Raw genomic sequence first — 20,081 nt, 5'->3', positions numbered from 1 at the left:
CAGATGGGTGGGATGCCGACATGCTCGCGCGCGCGGGGCAGGATGTAATTTTGACGAGGCAAAAACCGATATAGCTAGGCCTTGGAGAGCGCCCCCGGCGACCAAGCTGGCTCCCAGGTGGCCAGCTCTGGCGCCTGGGCGGCGCCCGCACATGGGTCGCCCGCAAGCAGCCTGCGCAAGACCTGGTCAAACAACGCAAGGCCCATCGGTGCAAGGTCGCGGCGCCAGAGGGTGACTGCGGTATCGCCCGGCCTGATATGGCAGCAGTCCTGCGCCACAACCGGCCCTGTGTCGGCGCCGTCATCCATCCAATACAGCGAGCCGCCCGTTACAGGCTCCCTCATGTGTAGCGCCCAGTGGATTGCATCGCGGCCACGGTGACGCGGGAGTAGCGAGGGGTGATAGCCGAGCGCGCCGAGCCGGGCCTTGGCGCGGGCCTGGCTGCATATGAACGCATGAGCATGGGCGGCCAGAATCACATCACAAGCTGGCACCTGATCGACCGCGACCCGGCGACCCGCCCGGCAGGTCGGAATGCCGAGCACAAGCGCAGCCCGCTCCAGGCTGTCAGGGTCTGCGCCCGGCTGCGGTTCGGGGGCGATAACCTGCGCAACCTCTATGCCCAGCGCTAGGCAGCGCTCCAGGAGTTGAACGGCTAGCCATTTCTGGCCAACTAGCACTACTCGCATAGCCCAGGCTCCCCCAGGTAGCGGAAACCCTGGACCGCACGGAAGTGGCCGCCAAAGCCCGACCCCATGCGCTTCTGTCCTAGCTTGCGCGCTGTTGCTGCCAGGGTTGCCGCTGACTTGGCCTTGTTGCCGCCCAGCAACTGCGCCGAGACCTGTGTCCACTTTGGATCGCGGCGCAGTGCCGCAGCCAGCCCAGGGTGGCTGGTGTGGAACAGCGTGCGCAATTGCAGCCCGTAGCGGTTCTGACCCGCCAGCCAGCGGTCGCAAACTGCGTTCAGAAAGCGCATTCCTACCCCAGCGCCTTGCCACTCGGGCATGACTACAAGCCGGCAGGCCCGCGCCTCAACCAGGCCCGGACGGGTGGAAAAGGCAATGTGCGCGACCGGCTCATCATCAACCCACCCGATGTAGTGTCTGCCAGCAACCATGGGCGGCAGGCTCAGATAGTGATGCGGCTCAAACAGGGCATAGTCGCGCTGCGCAGCCTCGCGGACTTCCAGCTCGATGCGGGGCCTTGGCCGATGCCACCCCCATTGGAAAGTGCCGCTGGCCGTGTCATACACCCAATCGGGCTGCACCCAATCGAGGACGTCGTAGTGGCAAGACAGCAGGACGGCCCGGCCGCGCGTTCGTCTCCAGGACTTGGCGAACGCGCCGGCGCCAATACGGGCAATCTGGCGGTCGACCACCGAGCTGAACTCGTCGACCACCACCAGCTCGGGCGCCTCACACACCAGGCGGGCCAGGTTGGCGCGGAACTGTTCTCCGTTCGACAGCACCTGGTGCGGCCGCAGCCAGGCCGGCACGCTACCGAGGCCAACTGCGGATAGCGCGCCGGCCACGGCGTCAAAGCAGCCGTCAGGGTCGATAGCGTCGATGATGGGCCGGTTCTTCGGCCATTGCGGCTGATACAGGTGGCCGATTGAGCGGCCGATGCTGGTTTTGCCGCTGCCAGATGGGCCGACGACCACGCCGATCTGCCACGGTTGGGCCTCGATCGGCAGGTCGGCCGTGATATCGACGTTGCAGCCTTGCTCCACATTGAAAAGCGACTTCACGCGGGCGGCGCGGTAACTGTCGAAATCGCTGCAGCGGTGTGCGATATCAATCCTCATACGCACACCACCCGCGCTTTCACGCCTTGCGCCTTGAGCTGGGCGAACAGCTTCTGCTGATCCTGCTCGTCGCGGCAGGGGATGATCAGGCCGAAACGCGGCCGGTACTTAAAGCCGTTACGGCCGGGTGCTGGTTTTTGCGACATCGTTGCCCCCCAGGGCAGCGCCCGAGGGCGCTTGCGGGAGGCTCTTGGCCTTCAAATGGTTAATGGCCCGGCAGCGCGGGCATTTGATCTGCAGCAGGTCGAAGTGACCGGCCTTTGCCAGCAGGCGCTGGCAGGTACCGCATCGAATCTCTTTCACTCTCGGCAAAACCTTTACCATTTGCTAGGCTCGCCCGGCTCACGCGTGAGCGGAGGGCCTTGGCTGGACTGGCATGGTGTTGCCTGTTTGGCGCCTGCTCCTGGTGTTAGCGCACCAGGAGCAGGAGCCCTCTTTCTTTATCAGTCGCCTGCAGGCGACTGTTCGCATCCCTTCAACTGCTCGATCGCCTCACGGCATTCCTGCGAGGTGGTGCGCTGCAGCTCGGCCTGGGCGACGTCGCCGGCCTGCTCGCTGTAGGGCTGGTTATGTTCGGCAATCTCTGCAGTACGCTGCAGCTCGGCAATGGCCTGTTTCATGGTGCCTCCTACGGCAACAGCTCTTTGAAGTGCTTATCAGCGGCCTCGCCACCGGCGAAGGCCAGGTTCATGTCCTTCAGCATCTCGGCACGTTCCGTGCGCCGGTGGCGCTTTTCAGCCTCGAACAGCAGCAGGATCTGCCGCTCGGTATATCGGCCTATTCGTTCGACGTCGCCATAGCCGGCGCGGATGAGGCAGGCGTAGACGTCTGCCCAGCGCGCTGCTTTTCCGCCTCGGCCGCGCGATAACGCTCGGCCAGAATCCGGCTTAGGGCGCGCCGATAGAAAAAAGGGCCGTTGGCCGTCCACCACTTGTAAAGCAGGGCATCGCCTTCGTCCTGGTCCTTCAGCGTGCGCAGCTCCTCGACCTCGATGTCGGCCGAGGTGGCTACCGCCTGCAGGACGTCGCCCAGGTGGGCAACGACCAGCTCCATGATCTGCTCCAGGGGCGGCACCGAGTCGGCCTTGATCAGCTCGTACAGCCCCTCCAGGAACGGCTTGAGCTGCTGGCGAACCTGCAGGCCCTCGACGAAGCCGTACTCACGCACGGTGACGATGCGGCCGTTCAGCTTCGCCTCCAGGTTGGGGTGAAGTTTCTGCAGGTCATCCGCGCCCTCGGCCGCTGGGGCCTCGGGCGCGGTGATGATGCCTTGCTTCTTCTTGCGCTCAGCCATGGTCAGGCAGCCATTTCAACGAAGCGGCCGAACTGACCGAGATCGCCCGAGGCCGGCTTGCTGGAATCCAGCAGCGTGGTGAAGGTCACCGGCGAGCCAGCCAACTGGTTGCCACTGGTGATCAGCGAGAGTTGCTGCAGCAGGCCAGCGCTGGTCTTGTACAGCTCGACCAGGATCGGTGCACCGTTCTCGGCAAGGTTGATGCCCTTGTACTTCAGCGCGTAGTTCTTGTCGGTACCGGCCAGGAACGCTGCTTGCTTGGTGGCGCCATGGCTGTAGGCGGCTTTCAGCGGTTGGGTCGGTGCCGGCGAGGTCGGCAGGGTCAGGATCTCGACATCGCCGAAGATGTCGTAGTCGTAGTGAGTGCCGCGCACCAACGTAGCCGGGGTCGGCGTCACGCTGTCGGTAATGACCAGGTCGGTCACGTTCATGTGATCGAGCGAGATCAGATCACCATTGGCCACCGGGTTCGGCAACTCCTCACCGGTCACAGTGCCGGCGATTTGCGCACTCATGCGCGAGCGGGTGAAGCGGCCAACGTTGTCGGCATCGAGTTGGTGCATGGTGGCGTTCCAGGTCATGCCCAGCTCTTTGCCGAAGTCACGAACCATGGCATTGACGCCACTGAATGACTCACGGTGTTGAACGCGGGTTTCGGCGCCCTGGCCAGTCAGCTCAGACACATCACCCAACCATACCCAGTCGCCCAGGACACCGCCTGCGCCGATCTCGGCAATCCACAGCTTGCCTTGGCCGAAGTAGTAAGACTCAGACATTGTGCACCTCGTTATTCGGCAGCCGGAGCGGCGGCGTCGGTAGTTTCAGGTTTCTCGACCACACCCGCGCGAATCAGGAAGTCGCGCTCAGGGGCGGTCACGTCGATGGTCGCGCCTTTGGGGTGATCCTGGCCGGCATGCTTGTGCGGCTTGGCCAGTTTCACCTTGTGCAGCTCGGGCTTGGCAGCCGGCTTGGCTGCAGTTTCGGGTTGCTTGCTCACGGGTTGCCCCCTAGTACGTGGGTGGTGGTGTAAATGTCGATCCAGAGCACACGGTCGCTGTCGCTATCGAGCACCTGGCCCTTGAGCCAGATGCAATCCTTCCAGCCGGCTGGGGCCCAGCCGATAAGTGCCTCTCGGGACTTACCGACATAAGCCATCACTTCATCCTTGGCCGCGTCCGCATGCACATCGCGGTAGTTCTTGGCGCAGATCACCACGCCGAACACGGCAGCAGCTGCCGCCTTGCGCCGAGGCTGGCCGCCATCGGCTGCCGGGTTGGTCTCGGCAGCCAGCACCACCCAGCAATCGCCGGTGCGGAAGTCCTGCAGGCCCTTGAGCGTGTGATACGCGGCGGCGCCGTTGACCTGGTCGAAGTCCGGCACCTGGTCGCGCAGGCGATTCTCGACGAGCGTGGTATCCAGGGGCGCGAAGTTCATCAGTACGCCCTCCGGCTCTTGCGATCGAACACGCTCGGGGCGGACTCGAAGCGCACGTCGAGCAGATCCGGGTTGCTGGCGATCGGGTCTTCAGCGCCCAGGCTGAACTTGCCCTCGGCGACCAGGCCCAGGAACTTCAGCGCATCCTTGTAGTTGCGCACGATCGGGTCGTTGTCCTCTTTACCGCCGCGATCCTTGTGCAGCAGGTACCGGGCGATGTCGCGTGTCCAGCCGGTGACCAGCTTCGGTACCGGGCTGAGCGGCAGCGGGTAGCTGCGCTTGGCCAGGTAGCCGTCAATCAGGCTTTCAGCCTCGGTGACGGCGTCCTGGATGCGCTGCAGGGCATCATCCGCAACGGCGACCAGGTCAGGCTCCCAGGCGCTGCGGTCAGCGCCGCGCAGGGTGGCCTCCATCAGATCGGTGGCCACCGCACGCACGCCTTCCTTGGTGGCCACCTGGGCCAGCTCGCGTGCGCCTGGGCGTTCGGCCAGGTCGTCGAGGGTGATGTAGTTCATAGGTCAGTACACGCGCTCGCCGACACGGCCGGAGAAGATGCCGCGCTCAACCTTGAGGTTGGGCTCGGTCTCCAGCTGCTCGATCTGCTCGGCCGTCAGGGCGTCCAGGGCGATGCCGAAGCCCTCGCGGGTGAAGCGAAAGCCGCAGCGGCGGAAGCCCTGTTCGGGAATCGCCACCACCCACAGACCTTCGATATCGCCGTCATCGTCCAGGCCATCAACAGCATCAGTGGCATTGCCACCTGCAGGCGATGCTGCTGCCTGCGCCTCCGCACCTGGTTGATTCACCACGGCATCGCCCACAGACGCCTGGGGCGCGGCAGATGCCGGTTGGCTGGTTGCGGCCGCCGTATCAGGCGCGGCCGGAGCGGTATCAGGGTCGCCAGTGGACGGCGCAGGCGTTACCGCTGCGCCGATACCCACCTTGGCCTCGATCTGCATAGCCAGTTGCTCAGTCGGCAAATCGGCAAAGCCCTCGATCTCGACGAACTGGCCGACCTGGCGCAGCAGCGGCTCATCGAGCTGCGACAGCGGGATCAGGTCGCCCAGGTTCTCCCCAGCGGCTTTGAGCTTGGCCAGATACGCGCCAATCTCATCACCGCCCAGGATCACGACAGGGTGGGCTTCCTGCCCGCTCGAACCGGCGTCCGAGCCGGGTGCCTCGCTCTTGGTAGGTGCCGCCGGCTGGTTGTCCAGCTTTTCGGCGGCAGCAGGGGCAGCCGCTGGGGCTGCCTTATCTGCGCTCTTGGTGGACGCCTTTGCAGGCGCCTTGGTGGTCGATTTACCAGCCATGGTTGACCTCCATCAGGCCAGCCACGGGGTGACGAGCACGTCGACCACGTCGCGGTTGATGTTGGTGGCGCCGGCCGCGTTGCGCTCGGCCTTGACCACTTCCAGGGCGGTAGCACGCATGCTTGGCGGCACTACCAGCAGCTTCGGACGGATACCCAGCGGGCGGGCGTTGTCGCCCTTGAGTTCCTGCATGGCGGCATAGGCCGCGTTGAAGCTGTCGGCATCCAGCGCTTCCTTGGAGGCGTAGGCCAGCTGCCACAGGCCATAACCGACGTTCAGGCGTGCATCCACGCCCCATACGAACTCCTTGCGGTCGAACACGTTGGAGTCGGTCTCACCGGTCTTGGAAACGAACTGATAGTTCTTGCGCTTCTGCAGGATGATCGGCCGCATCATGCGAGTGACGTCCAGCAGGAACCACGGCGTACCGCTGCCGCCCTGGAAGTTGCTCACCGAGGCTTCCTGGCCATTGGCGCCGATCACCGGGTGGTCGGTATCGAAGAAGAACTGGCCGTCGTAGCACTTGCCGGTGAAACCGTTTTTCAGATGGGCATAAACCAGCTCGGCCGGGTGCTCCTTGGCGTCCTGGCCCAGTTGCGCCATCAGGGTGTTGTAGGTGCCGTACTGATCGTCCTCGATCGCCTCGCGGGGCACGCCCACGGTGTTCTCGAAGGTCTTGTTCTTGATGCTGTAGTCATGCAGCGCCAGGTTCTGGATCACGCGGTCGCCCAGCCACTCACGGAAGCGGGTGGTAGCGCCCAGCCAGCCGTAGGTTTCGATGGCGGTGCCGGACTGCACTTCCATCACGATCTGGTCATAGTCGATCACTGCGCCCTGAAATGCGCCTTGGAACGACGCCTTATAGCCGGTATGCAGGATGGAGAGGTTTTGCTTGTTGATGATCATCTGAGTCTTGCTCCTTAGATCTCGACCCAGACGCCATCGCTATCCACATCGCGGATAACGCCGGCAACCGAGCGGGTGTTGGTGGCGGAGGTCTTGGCGACCGTCTGGTCGTCGACGATGTAGGCCGTGGCGCCGATATCGGCACGAGTGATCTCGTCGGCCGAGGCGCTGTTGACGAACGGGAACACGCCACGGCGGGTTTCCACGCGCAGATCACCGGCGGCACCGGCGGAGTTGTCGACGTACTCCTGTGCAACCCCACGGGCTTTCAGGGTGGCGGAGGTGCTGCCCGGTACGGCAAAACCCGAGGCGTTGATGCACACCAGAGCACCAGCGAAAACCTTGGTGCTGGCGGCTACCGGGTCGGAGTACTGCACGCCATCACGGCGCTTGGTGTTGCGGTCTTTGGCTAGCGCGGTCATGGCTTATTGCTCCTCTGCCTTGGCGGCCTTGAATTGCTCGGTGGTCAGGCCCATGGCCGAGCAAACAGCCAGCTCGTCCTGGGTCAGGCCAGTCTTCTCGTCTGCCACCGGCGGTTTGCCTCCGGTCTGGCTACCGGTGATGGCCGCGATGGGCTGAGCCTTGTCCAGGTAGGCAGTCAGCGCTGCGCGGTTGTTCTTGCCGAGGTCGCGCGCCCATTCCTCCATGGTCTTGTGCAGGCGACCGTCTTCCAGGGCGGCGTTGATCTCGCTGTCGAGATCCTTCTCGTCACGCTCACCCAGGCGGGCGGTCAGGGCGGCCATCTCGGCTTTCAGCCCGTCGACGACCGAGAGCGGCACGAACTGCGCCGGGTCGACACTGGCAGAGGCCTTGGCCTTGAGGCCGGTGCAGGCTGCCAGGACGGCCTTGCCATCAGAGGCTTCGCCTTCACCCAGCAGCTTGCGCAGGTCGTTGTTGAATGCAGTGAGCGCGGCGATTGCCTGCTCTTCGGTGGTTTTATCGGCCTGCAGGCCGAGCGCGGCACAGACCGCCAGCAGCAGTGGGTTCACGGGGTTTTCCTCTGGGGAGTCATCGAAACAGCCGAACGACGCGGCGGCGCGCAGGCTGAGTTCCTGCATGCCGTCGATTGCCGGGGCATTGGTGAGCGCGCCCATCTGCACGTCCAGGACGTCGCCGGTGGTCGGGTGGTAAAGGAACACGGGGGAGAAATACTGGTACTCGCCCTCGGCGATGTACTGCGCGGCGCGAGCGGTCAGTTGCACCTGGGCGAACAGGCCTTCACCTTCACGCCACTCCAGGTCGGTGTACCAACCAGCGGCGGGCGCCGGCTGGCCGTTCTCTTCCTTACGCAGGGTCTGGTGTTCGTAGTCGACCACGCGCTTGTTCTTGGTGGCGTGGAAACGCTCGATGACCTTGGTGGCCACCGCCTGGTTGATATGCCAGGACGGCACCTTGATTTCACGGCCATCTGCTGGCTTGAAGTGCCCGGCCGGGGTCACCTGCAGCCAAATGGTGTTGTCAGCAGCAGGTGCCCCCAGCGAATAACTGCAGGCGGCGAGTGCAACGGCGAGAGGGAGGCGTTTTGTCTTCATGCCGGCAGCTTGGCGCGGCAGGCCGGGCAAGTAATTTTGACGGGGCAAAAATCTTTCAGCGGGGGGATTTGCAGCGATTCGCGCGAAGGTGTGTCACTGCCACCCCGCCTACCGTGTTTATAAACGCCCAAACAGCCCCGGAAAGGGCCAGAGGCAGCCCGACGCGTACAACGGCAGCCCCCAAACGCCTCCAGGGGCCTTCCTGGCGCGTTTTGGCGTTATGCGGAATTTGGCATCAGGTAACGGGTGGCAATGCCGGCGATGGCGTAGTTGTCGTCGTCGCTGATACCCAGCCAAGGGCGCGCCGGGATCTGGATGGTGTAGGCACCGATGGTGACCCACTGGGCAAAGTTGGATTTGCGCTTGCTGACGAACTGGTTGCCTACGTCGCCGGTTTTGCCGTCCTGGCGGAAGTAGGCCTGCTGGCTGCGGGCGGCGACGTCGATGCTGCCGCCGAAGTGCATCATGGCGCCATAGATGCGGTTGGTGCCGAACAGCAGCTCGTTGTTGTTCACCTGGTAACGCAGGGTGTTCTTCAGGAAGCCATCGAGCACCAGGATCTTGTCGCGGTTCTTCTTCTTGCGCTTGAGGTAGGCCGGCGACAGCGCCTGCCACGGCGTGCCGTCCGGCGACGCCTGGCTGGCAAAGCGCTGGTCATGGGCGATCAGCAGGAACTCGCCGATATCGCGCAGCATCGGCGCCGGGTCGGCCAGCGCGGCGGCGGCCTCATTGACCACCGCCAGCGCGGCAACCGCATCGAACTCAAGCGTAACGCCGGCCATGATCAGTCCTCGCGCCGGTACAGGCGCACGCCCTGGCGCAGCAGCTCGGCCAGGCCTTCGCGGTCTGCCTCGATATCCCAGCTCCAGGCGTTGCCGGCCAGCTCGATGACCACCAGCTGCGTCAGCTGCTGGCCCAGGTTGAAGCGGCCGAGGTAGCGGCGCAGCACCTGGGATTTGCGCAGCGGTTCGGAGTACTCCAGGCGCGTCCAGATTTCGTCTGGCTGTAACAGCGTTTCCGCCAGCAGCGGCAGCAGCTCGCCCTGGCCCTGCACGGCCGGCGCGCCGCTGGGCTCCTGGAACATGGTCGGGCCGACAGCAATGCGCTCGCCCAGGACGTCGGTGAGCAGCTCGGCGGCATCGAGCTGGGCGCCAAAGGCATCGAGCGCGCGGCGGGCGTACTCGGCATCGCTCATGCCTGCAGGCGGCAGGATCTCGGGGTCGATCACGCGCGGTACCGGCAGCGCATCCGGCGCCGGGCGATTGGGCAGGCCAGGCGCGGCGGACGGGATCAGCTCCTCACCCAGGCGCGGTACCGGCACATGGCTTTCCAGCCGCGACTGGCCGGGAATGTGCTCGAAGCCGGGGTCGATGCCCACCGGCACCGTCACCGTGCGCGGGCCTTGCGGGCTGCGCTGGCCGATGGTGCGTTGCTCGTACACGATCGGCGGCGCTGTGTCCGGCCCGGTCTTGCCCATGCGCACCAGGTCGTCATAGCTCAGCGCCCGCACGCTGCACTGGCAGCCCCAGGCGTTGATCGGGAAGTGGTATTGCCACCACGGGTCATCCCAGCGCAGCACCATGCCGTTCCAGGCTTCGTGCTCCTCACGCGGGAACTCGACCGCATCGCTGTGCAGGTACTGCCAGTAAGGGCGCTCCTCGCGCACGGCCAGCAGCTGCTCATAGCGGCCGGCCATGTAGCTGCTGCGCATGTTGGTTTCGTAGATCACCCGCGAGCGCCAGTTGCGGCCGCCGTTGTAGCTCCAGCCGTACTTGGCCACGATGCGGTCGAAGTCCTGGCGGAACGCCTCCAGGGTGGTACCGCCCTCGATCGCCCGCTGCACCGCCTGGTGGAAGTCGGCTACCAGGTCGTTGCGGTTGGCGCCAGCCACGACGAACGCATAGTCGTTCTCGCGGCCGTACACATCCGTCCAGCCGTTGGTGGGCAGGTTCAGCTTGCGGCGCAGGAACTCGTTCTGCTCGCGGAACGGCAGCGACGTGGCGCTAACGGCCATTGGCGGCCTCCTGGACGATGTCCAGGCGCCCCTGCAGCGCAGCAGCGGCCAGCGCCTGCGCCATGGCCTCGGCGTACTGCTCCAGGGTCATGTCCGGCAGCAGCTCGGCCAGGCCATCGCGGATCTGCTCCAGGCTTTCGGCCTGCTCCACCAGCTGGCGGATGCGCGTGATCCACTGGCCGGTGATGGGCTGCAGGTCATCGTCCAGGCGCTGCGCGGCAGTGGTGGCTGGCTTTTGCTGCGCGGTGGCTACCGCAACACCTGCAGGCGGCTCCGGCTCGGCCGGCGCCGATGGTTCGGCCTGCAGCTGCAGCACGTCCTCTTTCTCGGCCGGCTCGGGGATGCCCACTTTCTCCTGGGCCCACTGGCGGCTGATCCTGAAGCCCATCTTGACCAGCTGCGGCAGCGATTGAGCGTAGGCCTGCAGATCCTCCGGTTCATCGGTGGGGAACACCAGGCGCGGGCAGCGCTTCCAGCTGTCAGCCAGGCCGTTGAGCACGGCGATCGGGTACACCAGGTCACGGCTTATGGTGGCGGCCAGCTGCTTGGCGTCGGAGTCACGCAGATCGAGGCGCACCTCGTTGTGCACGTTGCCCAAAGCGTTGGTGTTGGTGCCATCGCCGGTACCGCTGGTGAGCGTGCCGCCCAGGATGGCCTTGCTCTGAGTGCGCTCGCACCAGTCGATCATCAGCTTGAACGCAGCCGGGTCACCCTCAGCGGCGTTGAGGAAGTCCATCTCCATGCCGATCGGGATGATGCCTGCCGCACTGTGGCCGAGCTGGGCCAGCGCACGCAGAAGGGTCAGCTTCTCCTTCTCGGTGGCGCCGCCTGGGTACTTGCCCACGCGCATGGGGATGCCGTAGATCTCCAGGAACTCGGCCAGGTCGCCCACGCTGTAGTTCTTGAACAGGTACGGCCAGACCAGCACGCGGAATAGTGCGCTGCGCTCCAGGTAGCCGCTCTTGGACTTATGCACGTGGGTGATCCAGCCGAATGGCTGCAGGGGCTCACCGCCCATCGAGCCGCGTAGGCGGATCTCCTGGCGACGCTCGCCACGGGTCAGCTGGAACCAGGTCTGCGGCCGGTGATCAACCGCGCGCGGCAGCCAGTCACCGTCTACACGGTGCCAGCCGTCGAACTCAAGGCAGGCAAAGCCTTTGCCGATTGCGTCGGTCACGTCGAACAACATCAGCTCGAAGTCATCCAGCCCGGCCAGCAGCGACTGCAGGGCAGCGGCGGCTTCCTTCTCCTTGGCCGTGGGGTTGTCCGGCGGCACGATCTGCCATTCGAGCTGGGCGACGGCACGGCGGCGCTTGTCCATCTCGGCGAACACGTGGCCGTCCTTCTCCTCGATGTCCTCGAACAGCTCGTATTGGGCGATCACGTCACCTTGCTCGGCCTGATCGAGGATCTGCGCCAGCTTGCTCGGCGTCAGCCCGCGCGAAGGGTGGTTACCCACTTCGTGGTGCAGGCTGGTGATGTGGGCGGTCTGCGGCTCGCGGATCTCGGCCAGGCGGATCGGCTGGCCGTCTGGGCCCAGGATGCGGGATGTGGTCACCATGCTGAAGGTTCCGGGAGAGTGAGGTCAGTGTCGTTGTCGTCGACGTTGTCGAAGCCACGGCTGTGGCGCGGCAGAGCGGTGAACTCGATGGCGCCGCCTTCCATAAAGCTGGCCCGCACCGCCATGGCCAGCGATACAGCACTGTCGCCGTGGCGCTTGGCTTTGCTGTCCTGCGCCTGCAGATCCTTGGTGCGGCCCTTCTCGATAACCGGCACGCCCTTGTCCACCTTGATCGACAACAGATCGTCGAGGCGGGTCTGGTGGCGGGCGATCTGCAGGTTGAAGGCCTCCAGTTCACCTTTGAGTTTGGGCATCCACAGCGCGTACCAGGCCAGGCTGAGCTGCACCTGGTCGACCAGGCCGGCGCCGTAGCGCAGCGCCGCCTGCTCAGCCAGGTACCCGCCGTTGCCGGTGGCATCGAACGCCAGGCCACTCAGGCGTGGCAGGCGATCGCAGATGAAGAACATCACCTGGCGCTGCGCTTCATAGGTGAGGTTGCGCAGTTCGACCTCGAACGGCACGCGCTTGCGCAGCAGCGGATCGATCTGCAGTGGCGTGAACACAGTCAGGTCGCCACGGCGGGCGAAGTCTTCACCGAAGGTATGGCGGTTGCGCGCGTTCAGGCGCGCTAGCTCGGGCGCAAGGTTCTCCTCGCACCAGGCGCGCACCTCGGCCTCGCGCATCTCAGGCGTCCACTGCTCGAAGCCTTCGGGCGCCTCATAGCGGTAGATACGGATCGAGTGGTCATTGACCATCGCCTGCTCGATCAGTACCCGGCTCAGGTAGGTACCGCCCGATTTCTTCGGTACGCAGCCGTACTCTTCCTCGGCCGACTCGACGTTGGGGGCGTTCTTGTAGAGCTTGTCGCGCCATTGCTTCTCGGCTTCGGGCGACCATTCCTGGTTGGTCACGTAGCAGATGCGCTTATACAGCCCCTGGGCCAGGGCATCGTCCAGGGTGATGCGATGGATGCTGTAGTCCTTGCGGCCCTCGCGGGCGTCCTGGATGTAACTGTTGAAGGCGTTATCCACGCCGTTGTGGGTGCTGATCAGGCGCACCTTGTTGCCCCACATGGTCAACGCCAGGGCTGCCTTCAGCAGCTCTTCCAGGGATTCATGGAACGCCGCCTCGTCGATCACCACATCGCCCTGCAGGCCGCGCAGGTTGCTTGGGCGCGAGCTGAGTGCCTGGATTTTGAAGCCGCTCTTCGGGAAGCGGATCATGTACGCCAGGATCTCCTCGCGGCGCCCGTCATCCCAGAAGGTTTGCTCGTAGACGTCGGCCTGGGCCATTTCGTTGAAGGCGCGGGCGAACAGCGCGCAGGCGGCGATGTACTCCAGCGCCATCTCCTGCTTGCTGCCCACGTAGAAGGTATTGCACCCGCCACGGCGCCGGGGCTTGGCGGCGTTGATCACGTTGCGCCCGGCCTCGGCCCAGGTCAGGCCGGTACGGCGCGACTTCTCGGCGATCATGATCTGGCTGGTATCGTCGAACCACCGCTGCTGGTACGGCAGGAATACGCCCTCGGCTTCCGGTACTGCATCGGCCATGTCCTGGGGCACGACTACGCCATGCAGTTCCAGCTCGGCGGCGAGATCGATCTTGCGGGGCTTGGTCAGGGCCTTGAGTGCTTTGCCTTCTTGCTCGCTCATCAGGCTTTACCCATCAGGACGCGGCGGATGCGGTCTTCGAACTCTTCGCTCATGCCGTCGCTGCCGCGCATCTCTTCCAGACGCTGCTCCTGCTCGGCCAGCAGTGCTTCGCGGGCTTCACGCTCGATCGCCTTGCGCTCCTCGCGGCTGGCCTTGCTGGCCTGCAGCACGTCCTTTGCGGCACGGGCGAGCTTGCGCACGTCGTCGATGGTGGTCTCGTCATCGACCTGAGCGCCCAGGGCGGCGTGCGTGGTCAGCGTCTGGATCGACTGCACCATCAACGCGCCGGCCTTGTCGTTGGGGTTCTCGCCCAGCTCCTCGACCAACAGGCTGGCCATGGCCTGCTGCTCACGCAGCCGCTTGGCCATCTCGTCGAAGCTGACCTTGTAGCGGCCGATCGCCGAACGGCTGGGCTTGTCCGCGCTGGGGAAGTGCTCGTGCAGATCCTCGATCAGCTCGTCCAGGGTGAGGCGCCGCTCGCGCAGGCGCTTCTCGATGTGGGTGCGGACTGCCGGATCTAGCCGGTCGATGCTGGACTTGCGGCCCATGCTCAGGGCCTCGGCTTGCTGACGCCCGGTACCGAGGCGCGGCCAGCGGCCACGTCGCCACCACGCTCGGTCAGGGTCACGACCAGGACGGAGCCGATATCGTCGATCGACACCAGCCCCTGTTCGCCGAGCCAGGTCAGGTCTCCCTTCACCTGGTCGCGGCTCGGGTGGTGCCCAAACTGGCCCAGCAGGTTGGCGATCACCGAAGAGTTGGAGCGGTACTGCGGCAGCTCAGAGAGGATGCGCAGCATCACCAGGCGTTGATCCTGGCGCAGAAAGTCGGCGTATTGAGTGCTCATCGCGGCCTCACTTGTTGTTCAACAGGTATTCGTTCATGCGCTCGACGGCGCGGGCCAAAGGGTCGAGCGCCTTGGTTACCCCCGCGATCTCGACCTTGATCGCCTTCATGTCGCCCGCCAGCTCGGCCAGTTCGCCGGCCAGTTCGGTGAACTGGTCACTGGTGGGCAGGTGCTTCATCTGCTGCTCCAGCACGGTCAGTCGGTTGTCCTGCCCGGCAAGGCGCTTGGCCAGCGCCTCGGCTTCGACCTTCGAGCTGGCTCGGCGAGCAGCCATCAGTGAAAACAAGCCCACCACCACGGTGAACAGGAACTGGCCGAGGCGCAGCAGGTAGTCGAAATCCATCAGGGCTTGTCCTTGTTGTGTAGGTCGATCAGCGCGTTCAACTGCGCAAGGTTGGCGAGCGCCCAAGCGCCGTAGTCACGCGCATGGGCCAGGATGTCTGCGGCGGTAACGCCGCTTTCCAGTAGTTCGGCGTCAGAGCCGGGGGCGGGCCAGGCCGCTTCTTGAGCGCCGGCGTAGGCTCGACAGCTGTCGGGAGCTGGGGCAGTGGCTCCAAGCGCTGCGTTGAAGTCGCGCAGCCAGCCACAAGTGACAACGAAGCGAGGAGCAGCCACAGGGGCAGCGCCGCGCGCCGGGGTGTATTGAGTCGAGACACGGTTGATGCGCTCCTGTGTGAGTTGCTGCTTGAGCCGGCCGATCTCGTCCTGGGCATCCAGGAACACCAGCTCGGCCTGGTTGGCGCGCTCCACCTGCTGGCGGTAGAGCACCAGGTTCTGTTCGGCGGCATCGGCGCGCAGCTTCTGGTGCTCCTCGCGCAGATCGGCAACGGCCTTGTCGCCCTTGGCCTGAGCGGCGCTGTGGCCCCGGTCATACTGGCTCTCGCCGTAGGCGTACATCAGGTATGCCATCACCACGAAGATCGGCACGTGCCAGTAGTCAGCGATCCAGCCGATGACGTTCTTCATCACCGCCCCTTACGCTTGAGCCGGCGCCGCAACCAGCGCGGCATGGGTGGTCGTTTGTCCACGCGCTCGGGCGGCCAGAGCTGGGCCGGTCGAACGCGGGGCGGCGGCGATGCGAACAGCTCGGCGGCAGCCAACCAGTTCCGGGAGCAGGCGGCAGGCGAACTGGTGGTCAACGTGGCGAGCAGAAACAGCGTTGGGATCTTCATGGCGGCTATACCTGTCGGCGCAAACGCCAGGCCCCCAGCCGGCAGCCGCATACATGGGCTCCCAGCGCAGCAGGATGGCGCGCGGGTAATGGCGGTTCTCGCGGAAGTTGGCGATCGAGCGGCCAGCGTTGTGCCGCTCGACGGAATCGAACCAGGCCAGCGGATCGGCGCCCTTTGCCGATGCCAGCCTGCGGTCACGATTCACCCAGCCATTGCCGCCGTTGTATCCGGCCAGCACGAAGGCCCAGCGGTCACACTCGCTCACGGCCTGGTTTCGTTCGTAGAGCCAGCGGTCGAACGCCACCATCGCCCGCAACGCCCAGCCAGGGTTATACGGCTGCGCCGGGCCCAGGCTGCGCGGGTAGATCTCGGCCATCCAGTCGGCAGTCGCGGGCATGAACTGCGCCAAGCCCTCGGCGCCGACGGGCGAGCGAGCATTCACGCGCCAGGCGCTCTCCTGGTGAACCTGGGCGGCAAAGGTCGCCACAGGCGCCCCCAGGCCCCATTCGGCATGGGCGGCGCGCACCAGGGTGCGGCGGTGCTGCTCGGCGGCGGTCGGGATACTGGCGGCATCTGCCTTGGGCACGATGAAGATGCCGATGGCGAACACCAGCAGGATCAGCGGAAACAGGAACAGACGCGGTTCGACCATCCAGATGATCGCCAGGTCATTGCCGGCCTCGGCCAGCCAACGCTTTAGGCGGTTCACGACTACAGCCCCAGCGTCAGGCCGAGGATGCAGGCCAGCACGATCAGGGCTCGCCGCAGCCAGGCCCCAACGATATGAATGCCCCCGATGCACTCATGCGGCCGGGCTTCGGTGAGAAACACCGCGCGGTCGATGTAGTAGCCCAGCACGGCGCCGAGCGTCACCAGGCTGGCCTTGTACAGCACCACCTGCAACTGCTCGGGCCGCACGTACCAGATGGCCAGCAGCAGGAGGATGGAGATAACAGCGAAAACGGTCATGCGCGGCAGGAAGCGGCGCTTGGGCTTGTTCTGGCAGGCGGCCATGGGGTGCGCTCCGAGGTTGGCCAATCCCTGGCCGTTGCTGTGCTCATACCGGCAGTCCGACCGGGGGAGAGATCACAGCTTCGCCTCGCGCGCGCGCGGAGTAATTTGGACGCGGCAAAAACAACCAGGGCGCCATTGCGGCGCCCGGTGATACCTCACTTAATCATGGCTCCCGATTGTATTTAGCTCGAAACTTGGTGCGCAGCTGCTCGCAGGCCCCAGCAACGATGGGATTGGCCACCGACTTCTTCATTTCGTCCATGCACAGCTCGTAAGCCGCGCGATCCTGGCGCATTTGGGCAACCTGGGGGTCGTTGCCACGCACCACGCTGTACCAGACGAAGCCGGCGAACAGAATCAGGATCGTCCAAAGCCATGCATAACTCTTCGGCTCCCTCAGCGCCTTTGCACCACAACCAGGGCAAACCTTAGCCTGGTCGGATATTTCCTTCTTGCATTCGTGGCATTCAATCAGCGCCATCGGTAACCCTCCTAGTTAAAAGACCTTCCCAAGCAATGCACCCACCGCAAACACCGCAGTGAAGTGCCATGGGTGCCGCACGGCAAGCATCCGAAAGCCCGCCACGGACAGTGGCGCCACCAACGGCGCCGGTGGCTGGTACTCGTCGACGTAGCGTAGCGCCTGAGTCAGCTGCTTGATGCTCAGCCCGGCCAACGACTGCTCACCGAACTCGCGCAGGCAGTAACGTGCCAGCTGCTTGGCCATGCTGCGTTCAAGGGCGGCTTGCTCAAGCTCCTTGATCAGCAGCTCGGCGCGGGCCTTCTCCAGGTGCCGTTCGCGCACCGCCTGCAGGGCGGCCATGGCGTCCTGGAATTGGTCCTTCTTCACCTCACCGATCGTCTTGACGCCCGCACTCTCATGCACGCTGCGCCAGAGCATTCGCGGGTCCAGGCTCAGCTCATCGGCGAGCCTGGCCACTTCCTCGTTCAACCGCGCCCGCTGCGCCTGGGCCAGGGGCTCACGCTCCGGTGTGGCCAGGTTGATCTCGACGTAGTCCCTTCCAGCTACTCGATTCTGATCGCCATCCAGCTCGATCCCGCTCACGTACTACTCCTTCTCGTGATAGTCCCTGCCAGCGACCCTGTGGCCGCTTCCTGAAACTTTGATACCTGCTGATTCACTTGGCGCCTTTGGCTTTTTGCCTCCAGTGAGCAACTCAGCCAGAACCTTCTTGCGCGCGGTCGCCGTCAGGCTTCGATACGCCTCCAGCAATAGCTGCTCTTCTGCCGTAAGCGCTTCGCGCATCGCATAGGCAGTTACCTCGGCAATGCTCGCCGGCTGCCCTGGGTGGTCGCGCTCGTAGCGCATGCGGGCGGTCTCGCCACGCAGCACGTACTCCACGTCGATAGGCAGATCCGGGCGGCGCTGCGCCAGCGCCCGCAGCTTCTCCTCGGGGAAGGAGTCGCGCTTCTTCCTGTCCGAGAACGCCGCCTTGCTCATATCCAGCAGTGCGGCCACGTCCTGATCGCCCGTGACACCGAGCATGGACTTGAGCCGCATCAGCTGCTGATCGAATTGCTTCATTCTCACCTTGACTCAGTCAAGATATCTTGACTATATTCAGATCACTTCAAAAAACTTCAAACATCCGCCGAGGAGCCACCGCCATGGCAACCCAGCAAAAACCCAAGACCGCCGAGCAGGTAAAGGCCGAGTTCAAGGCCAAGGGCCTGACCGTCACCAAGTGGGCCAAAGACAACGGCTTCGAGCCCACCTCCGTTTCTCAAGTGCTCAACGGCTTCGCCAAAGGCAACTACGGCAAAGCCCATGACATTGCCGTTGCTCTCGGCATCAAGTCCCGCGAGCCGGTCGCCGCTTAACCCCACCAACCACAACAGCAGCGAGGGTCACTGCCATGACCGACAAGCCGCAAGTTGCGCTCGAAGAGATCGAGCTGATTCCCCACCCCATGGACGCCTGGCGTGCATCGCTCGACGCACTGATCGCCTGCGCACCTGGTGATGGCCCAGCCATCGCCGCACACCTGGCCGAAGCCCGCCAGCAGGCCCTGATGTTCGTCGATCGCACCCCGGCCACGGCCGGTACCCGCAAGCTGGTCGACTACCTGATGCTGATCGGCGCCGGCCGCTTGGTCGGGCAGAAGCTGGACAGCCGCAACGCCCTGGGCTTCAGGCCGCAGGCCGAGGTCATTGGCATTGACTTTGCCGCCTCTCACGGGCGCCAGCCAGCTGCTCAACTAGCGCCTGCATCATCGTCTGCGCATGCGGCTCAACCTGCGCATCAGGCCAGCTCGTCCCCAGCATCGAGCGCTCCAGCGGCGCAGGGTCCACGCCCTGCAGCTCCAGCTGAGCCGCAAGGTAAAGCCAGCTCCGCGCAAGCGCCTGAATCTGCCCCTCAACCTGCAGTAACCGAACCTCGTCCATCGGGTGACTCCCCATGCCTGTGAATGTACCCCAACAGGCTGGCCTTTTGGTAACACCATTGCCAATGGGCAAAAAGCCTATTTGTTTGCACGCCGCCTCCTGCGCAGCTGGGAGGGCCTTCCAATGAAGCGCCGCTCTTGGAAGAACGCCCAGCCCAGCAGTATCCGCCAGGCCATGGAGTGGTCGCTGGAGTTCGCCAAGGAGCGCCACAACCTCGGCGTCGAGCGCATTGCCGAGCGCATGGGCCAGGCCAACCATTGGGCTCTCTACAAGTGGATCAGCGAGGGCCGCATGCCGGCTGTGCTGATCCCGGCCTTCGAGCATGCCTGCGGCATCGCCCTGGTCAGCCGCTGGCTGGCCTCAACCAGCGGCAAGCTGCTGATCGACATCCCGTCCGGCCGCACCTGCAGCGCCCAAGATGTGAATGAGCTGCAGGCCGTGCTCAACACCACCATCGGCTCGGTGATCGCCTTCTACCAGGGCCAGGCCGATGCCGCCGACACCCTTGCCGCGCTGCAGAGCGGGCTCACCAGCCTGGCCTGGCACCGCGCCAACGTGCAGCAGCACGCCAACCCACAGCTGGATCTAGGAGAGCAGGCATGAACGCCATAGAGCTGGCTCAGGTGATGGACGTGCACGAAGCCTTGGAGCCGTTCGCCGGCTTCACCGACTGGTGGTGTGGCTCGCGCCAGAAGCTGTTCGCAGAGCGCGCCATGGCGCTGGGCAAGCCCCTGCGCGACCTCACCGTTGGCGAGCTGCGGGACATCGCAGCCGAGGTGAGCGCCGAGATGAAACCGTTCTACACCTCCACCGGAGCCCAAGCATGACCACCCCACGCACCTCCGACAGCGGCGCGCGAATCCTGCGCGTGCTCAAGGCCCTCAAGGGCTACAGCCTCACCGGCATCAGCAACGGCGAGTTGGCCAAGGGGCTCGGGGAGAGCCCGTCCGCCATCAACCGCGCCATCAACACCCTGATCGCCGAAGGCCTGGCCGTGAAGCTCGACAACGGCCGCTTCGCCCCGTCCATCGCGCTGCTGCAGATCGCCCAGGCTCACGCCAACGAGATGGGCGCAGCGCAACACCGCATCAACGAGATCAACCAACGCGTGCTGGCCGGGGCCAGCCGCTAACAACAAG

The 20,081-nt window shown here is 64.8% G+C and carries 32 protein-coding genes and 1 pseudogene; 6 read left to right on the top strand and 27 right to left on the bottom strand.

Features of this window, described 5'->3' with window-relative positions; translation table 11 throughout:
* Positions 1 to 74 precede the first annotated feature (74 nt).
* A complete protein-coding gene (locus J7655_RS21135; protein WP_420850956.1) occupies positions 75 to 479 on the bottom strand; it encodes a formyltransferase family protein in 405 nt (134 codons plus the stop codon).
* On the opposite strand from J7655_RS21135, the gene J7655_RS17500 reads away from it, so the two are divergent.
* Positions 399 to 632, top strand: a complete 234-nt coding sequence (locus J7655_RS17500; RefSeq protein ID WP_230925526.1) for a hypothetical protein — start codon at positions 399 to 401, stop codon at positions 630 to 632. The two genes, J7655_RS21135 and J7655_RS17500, sit on opposite strands and share 81 nt — an antisense overlap.
* 47 nt (positions 633 to 679) lie before the next feature.
* On the opposite strand, the gene J7655_RS17495 is transcribed toward J7655_RS17500, so the two are convergent.
* The 26 genes and pseudogenes from J7655_RS17495 to J7655_RS17370 all read right to left on the bottom strand — a co-directional run bounded on the left by J7655_RS17495 (position 680) and on the right by J7655_RS17370 (position 18,082).
* The gene (locus tag J7655_RS17495; RefSeq protein WP_230925525.1) at positions 680 to 1,804 is read right to left on the bottom strand and encodes a GNAT family N-acetyltransferase; all 1,125 of its coding nucleotides are present in this window, start codon (positions 1,802 to 1,804) and stop codon (positions 680 to 682) included.
* Positions 1,801 to 1,950, bottom strand: coding sequence for a hypothetical protein (locus J7655_RS17490; protein ID WP_230925524.1), 150 nt, complete (start codon positions 1,948 to 1,950; stop codon positions 1,801 to 1,803). Before J7655_RS17490 ends, J7655_RS17495 begins: the two co-directional genes overlap by 4 nt.
* Entirely contained in the window at positions 1,922 to 2,128 is a 207-nt protein-coding gene (locus J7655_RS17485) for a Com family DNA-binding transcriptional regulator (protein WP_230925523.1), read from the bottom strand. Before J7655_RS17485 ends, J7655_RS17490 begins: the two co-directional genes overlap by 29 nt.
* 119 nt (positions 2,129 to 2,247) lie before the next feature.
* Positions 2,248 to 2,424, bottom strand: a complete 177-nt coding sequence (locus J7655_RS17480) for a hypothetical protein (protein WP_230925522.1) — start codon at positions 2,422 to 2,424, stop codon at positions 2,248 to 2,250.
* Positions 2,425 to 2,581: 157 nt separating this feature from the next.
* Complete coding sequence (locus J7655_RS17475) at positions 2,582 to 3,097, bottom strand: DUF6631 family protein (RefSeq protein WP_230925521.1); 516 nt, start codon at positions 3,095 to 3,097, stop codon at positions 2,582 to 2,584.
* A 2-nt stretch (positions 3,098 to 3,099) separates the two neighbouring features.
* Positions 3,100 to 3,873, bottom strand: coding sequence for a phage tail tube protein (locus J7655_RS17470; protein WP_230925520.1), 774 nt, complete (start codon positions 3,871 to 3,873; stop codon positions 3,100 to 3,102).
* Between the two features lie 11 nt (positions 3,874 to 3,884).
* Positions 3,885 to 4,094, bottom strand: a complete 210-nt coding sequence (locus J7655_RS17465) for a DUF7210 family protein (protein WP_230925519.1) — start codon at positions 4,092 to 4,094, stop codon at positions 3,885 to 3,887.
* Positions 4,091 to 4,531 (bottom strand): phage tail terminator protein, encoded by a 441-nt coding sequence (locus tag J7655_RS17460; RefSeq protein ID WP_230925518.1) that lies wholly within the window; start codon positions 4,529 to 4,531, stop codon positions 4,091 to 4,093. Before J7655_RS17460 ends, J7655_RS17465 begins: the two co-directional genes overlap by 4 nt.
* Positions 4,531 to 5,046: a gp436 family protein gene (locus tag J7655_RS17455; RefSeq protein WP_230925517.1), complete on the bottom strand. Its 516-nt coding sequence runs from the start codon at positions 5,044 to 5,046 to the stop codon at positions 4,531 to 4,533. Before J7655_RS17455 ends, J7655_RS17460 begins: the two co-directional genes overlap by 1 nt.
* A gap of 3 nt (positions 5,047 to 5,049) precedes the next feature.
* The gene (locus tag J7655_RS17450) at positions 5,050 to 5,838 is read right to left on the bottom strand and encodes an HI1506-related protein (RefSeq protein ID WP_230925516.1); all 789 of its coding nucleotides are present in this window, start codon (positions 5,836 to 5,838) and stop codon (positions 5,050 to 5,052) included.
* Between the two features lie 12 nt (positions 5,839 to 5,850).
* Entirely contained in the window at positions 5,851 to 6,744 is an 894-nt protein-coding gene (locus J7655_RS17445) for a Mu-like prophage major head subunit gpT family protein (protein ID WP_230925515.1), read from the bottom strand.
* Between the two features lie 14 nt (positions 6,745 to 6,758).
* Positions 6,759 to 7,166, bottom strand: a complete 408-nt coding sequence (locus J7655_RS17440; protein WP_230925514.1) for a hypothetical protein — start codon at positions 7,164 to 7,166, stop codon at positions 6,759 to 6,761.
* Positions 7,167 to 7,169: 3 nt separating this feature from the next.
* Positions 7,170 to 8,276 (bottom strand): phage protease, encoded by a 1,107-nt coding sequence (locus J7655_RS17435; protein WP_230925513.1) that lies wholly within the window; start codon positions 8,274 to 8,276, stop codon positions 7,170 to 7,172.
* Between the two features lie 218 nt (positions 8,277 to 8,494).
* Positions 8,495 to 9,058, bottom strand: a complete 564-nt coding sequence (locus J7655_RS17430) for a phage virion morphogenesis protein (RefSeq protein WP_230925512.1) — start codon at positions 9,056 to 9,058, stop codon at positions 8,495 to 8,497.
* A gap of 2 nt (positions 9,059 to 9,060) precedes the next feature.
* Positions 9,061 to 10,290, bottom strand: coding sequence for a PBECR2 nuclease fold domain-containing protein (locus J7655_RS17425; protein ID WP_230925511.1), 1,230 nt, complete (start codon positions 10,288 to 10,290; stop codon positions 9,061 to 9,063).
* On the bottom strand, positions 10,280 to 11,851 hold the full coding sequence (locus tag J7655_RS17420) for a DUF935 domain-containing protein (protein WP_230925510.1): 1,572 nt from the start codon (positions 11,849 to 11,851) through the stop codon (positions 10,280 to 10,282). Before J7655_RS17420 ends, J7655_RS17425 begins: the two co-directional genes overlap by 11 nt.
* Positions 11,845 to 13,503 (bottom strand): hypothetical protein, encoded by a 1,659-nt coding sequence (locus J7655_RS17415; RefSeq protein WP_230925509.1) that lies wholly within the window; start codon positions 13,501 to 13,503, stop codon positions 11,845 to 11,847. The genes J7655_RS17420 and J7655_RS17415 overlap by 7 nt, the downstream gene beginning before the upstream one ends.
* On the bottom strand, positions 13,503 to 14,051 hold the full coding sequence (locus J7655_RS17410; protein WP_230925508.1) for a phage protein Gp27 family protein: 549 nt from the start codon (positions 14,049 to 14,051) through the stop codon (positions 13,503 to 13,505). Before J7655_RS17410 ends, J7655_RS17415 begins: the two co-directional genes overlap by 1 nt.
* A gap of 2 nt (positions 14,052 to 14,053) precedes the next feature.
* Entirely contained in the window at positions 14,054 to 14,350 is a 297-nt protein-coding gene (locus J7655_RS17405) for a VpaChn25_0724 family phage protein (protein WP_230925507.1), read from the bottom strand.
* A 7-nt stretch (positions 14,351 to 14,357) separates the two neighbouring features.
* Complete coding sequence (locus tag J7655_RS17400; protein WP_230925506.1) at positions 14,358 to 14,693, bottom strand: DUF2730 family protein; 336 nt, start codon at positions 14,691 to 14,693, stop codon at positions 14,358 to 14,360.
* On the bottom strand, positions 14,693 to 15,316 hold the full coding sequence (locus J7655_RS17395) for a septation ring formation regulator EzrA (protein WP_230925505.1): 624 nt from the start codon (positions 15,314 to 15,316) through the stop codon (positions 14,693 to 14,695). Before J7655_RS17395 ends, J7655_RS17400 begins: the two co-directional genes overlap by 1 nt.
* Before the next feature lie 213 nt (positions 15,317 to 15,529).
* Positions 15,530 to 16,153 (bottom strand): annotated as a pseudogene (locus J7655_RS17390) (transglycosylase SLT domain-containing protein); the annotation flags it as partial.
* Positions 16,154 to 16,233: 80 nt separating this feature from the next.
* The gene (locus J7655_RS17385) at positions 16,234 to 16,536 is read right to left on the bottom strand and encodes a putative holin (protein WP_230925503.1); all 303 of its coding nucleotides are present in this window, start codon (positions 16,534 to 16,536) and stop codon (positions 16,234 to 16,236) included.
* 163 nt (positions 16,537 to 16,699) lie between these two features.
* Complete coding sequence (locus J7655_RS17380; RefSeq protein ID WP_230925502.1) at positions 16,700 to 17,017, bottom strand: hypothetical protein; 318 nt, start codon at positions 17,015 to 17,017, stop codon at positions 16,700 to 16,702.
* Positions 17,018 to 17,032: 15 nt separating this feature from the next.
* Positions 17,033 to 17,602 carry a hypothetical protein gene (locus J7655_RS17375; RefSeq protein ID WP_230925501.1) on the bottom strand — a complete coding sequence of 190 codons (570 nt, stop codon included), beginning with the start codon at positions 17,600 to 17,602 and terminating at the stop codon, positions 17,033 to 17,035.
* 3 nt (positions 17,603 to 17,605) lie between these two features.
* Positions 17,606 to 18,082 (bottom strand): helix-turn-helix domain-containing protein, encoded by a 477-nt coding sequence (locus tag J7655_RS17370; RefSeq protein WP_230925500.1) that lies wholly within the window; start codon positions 18,080 to 18,082, stop codon positions 17,606 to 17,608.
* Positions 18,083 to 18,165: 83 nt separating this feature from the next.
* Between J7655_RS17370 and J7655_RS17365 the strand changes: the two genes are divergently transcribed.
* From J7655_RS17365 to J7655_RS17345, 5 genes are all read left to right on the top strand, one after another.
* Positions 18,166 to 18,378, top strand: a complete 213-nt coding sequence (locus tag J7655_RS17365) for a DNA-binding protein (protein WP_230925499.1) — start codon at positions 18,166 to 18,168, stop codon at positions 18,376 to 18,378.
* A 35-nt stretch (positions 18,379 to 18,413) separates the two neighbouring features.
* Positions 18,414 to 18,965 (top strand): hypothetical protein, encoded by a 552-nt coding sequence (locus J7655_RS17360; RefSeq protein ID WP_230925498.1) that lies wholly within the window; start codon positions 18,414 to 18,416, stop codon positions 18,963 to 18,965.
* A gap of 100 nt (positions 18,966 to 19,065) precedes the next feature.
* On the top strand, positions 19,066 to 19,545 hold the full coding sequence (locus tag J7655_RS17355; RefSeq protein WP_230925497.1) for a hypothetical protein: 480 nt from the start codon (positions 19,066 to 19,068) through the stop codon (positions 19,543 to 19,545).
* The gene (locus J7655_RS17350; protein WP_230925496.1) at positions 19,542 to 19,769 is read left to right on the top strand and encodes a hypothetical protein; all 228 of its coding nucleotides are present in this window, start codon (positions 19,542 to 19,544) and stop codon (positions 19,767 to 19,769) included. The genes J7655_RS17355 and J7655_RS17350 overlap by 4 nt, the downstream gene beginning before the upstream one ends.
* Positions 19,766 to 20,074, top strand: a complete 309-nt coding sequence (locus J7655_RS17345) for a helix-turn-helix domain-containing protein (RefSeq protein ID WP_230925495.1) — start codon at positions 19,766 to 19,768, stop codon at positions 20,072 to 20,074. Before J7655_RS17350 ends, J7655_RS17345 begins: the two co-directional genes overlap by 4 nt.
* Positions 20,075 to 20,081: the final 7 nt, after the last annotated feature.

Source organism: Pseudomonas wenzhouensis (genome assembly GCF_021029445.1).
In the GTDB taxonomy this organism is placed as follows: Bacteria; Pseudomonadota; Gammaproteobacteria; order Pseudomonadales; family Pseudomonadaceae; genus Aquipseudomonas; species Aquipseudomonas wenzhouensis.
Note: the sequence above shows the minus strand (reverse complement) of the source record. Positions and strands in the feature narration are given on the sequence as shown.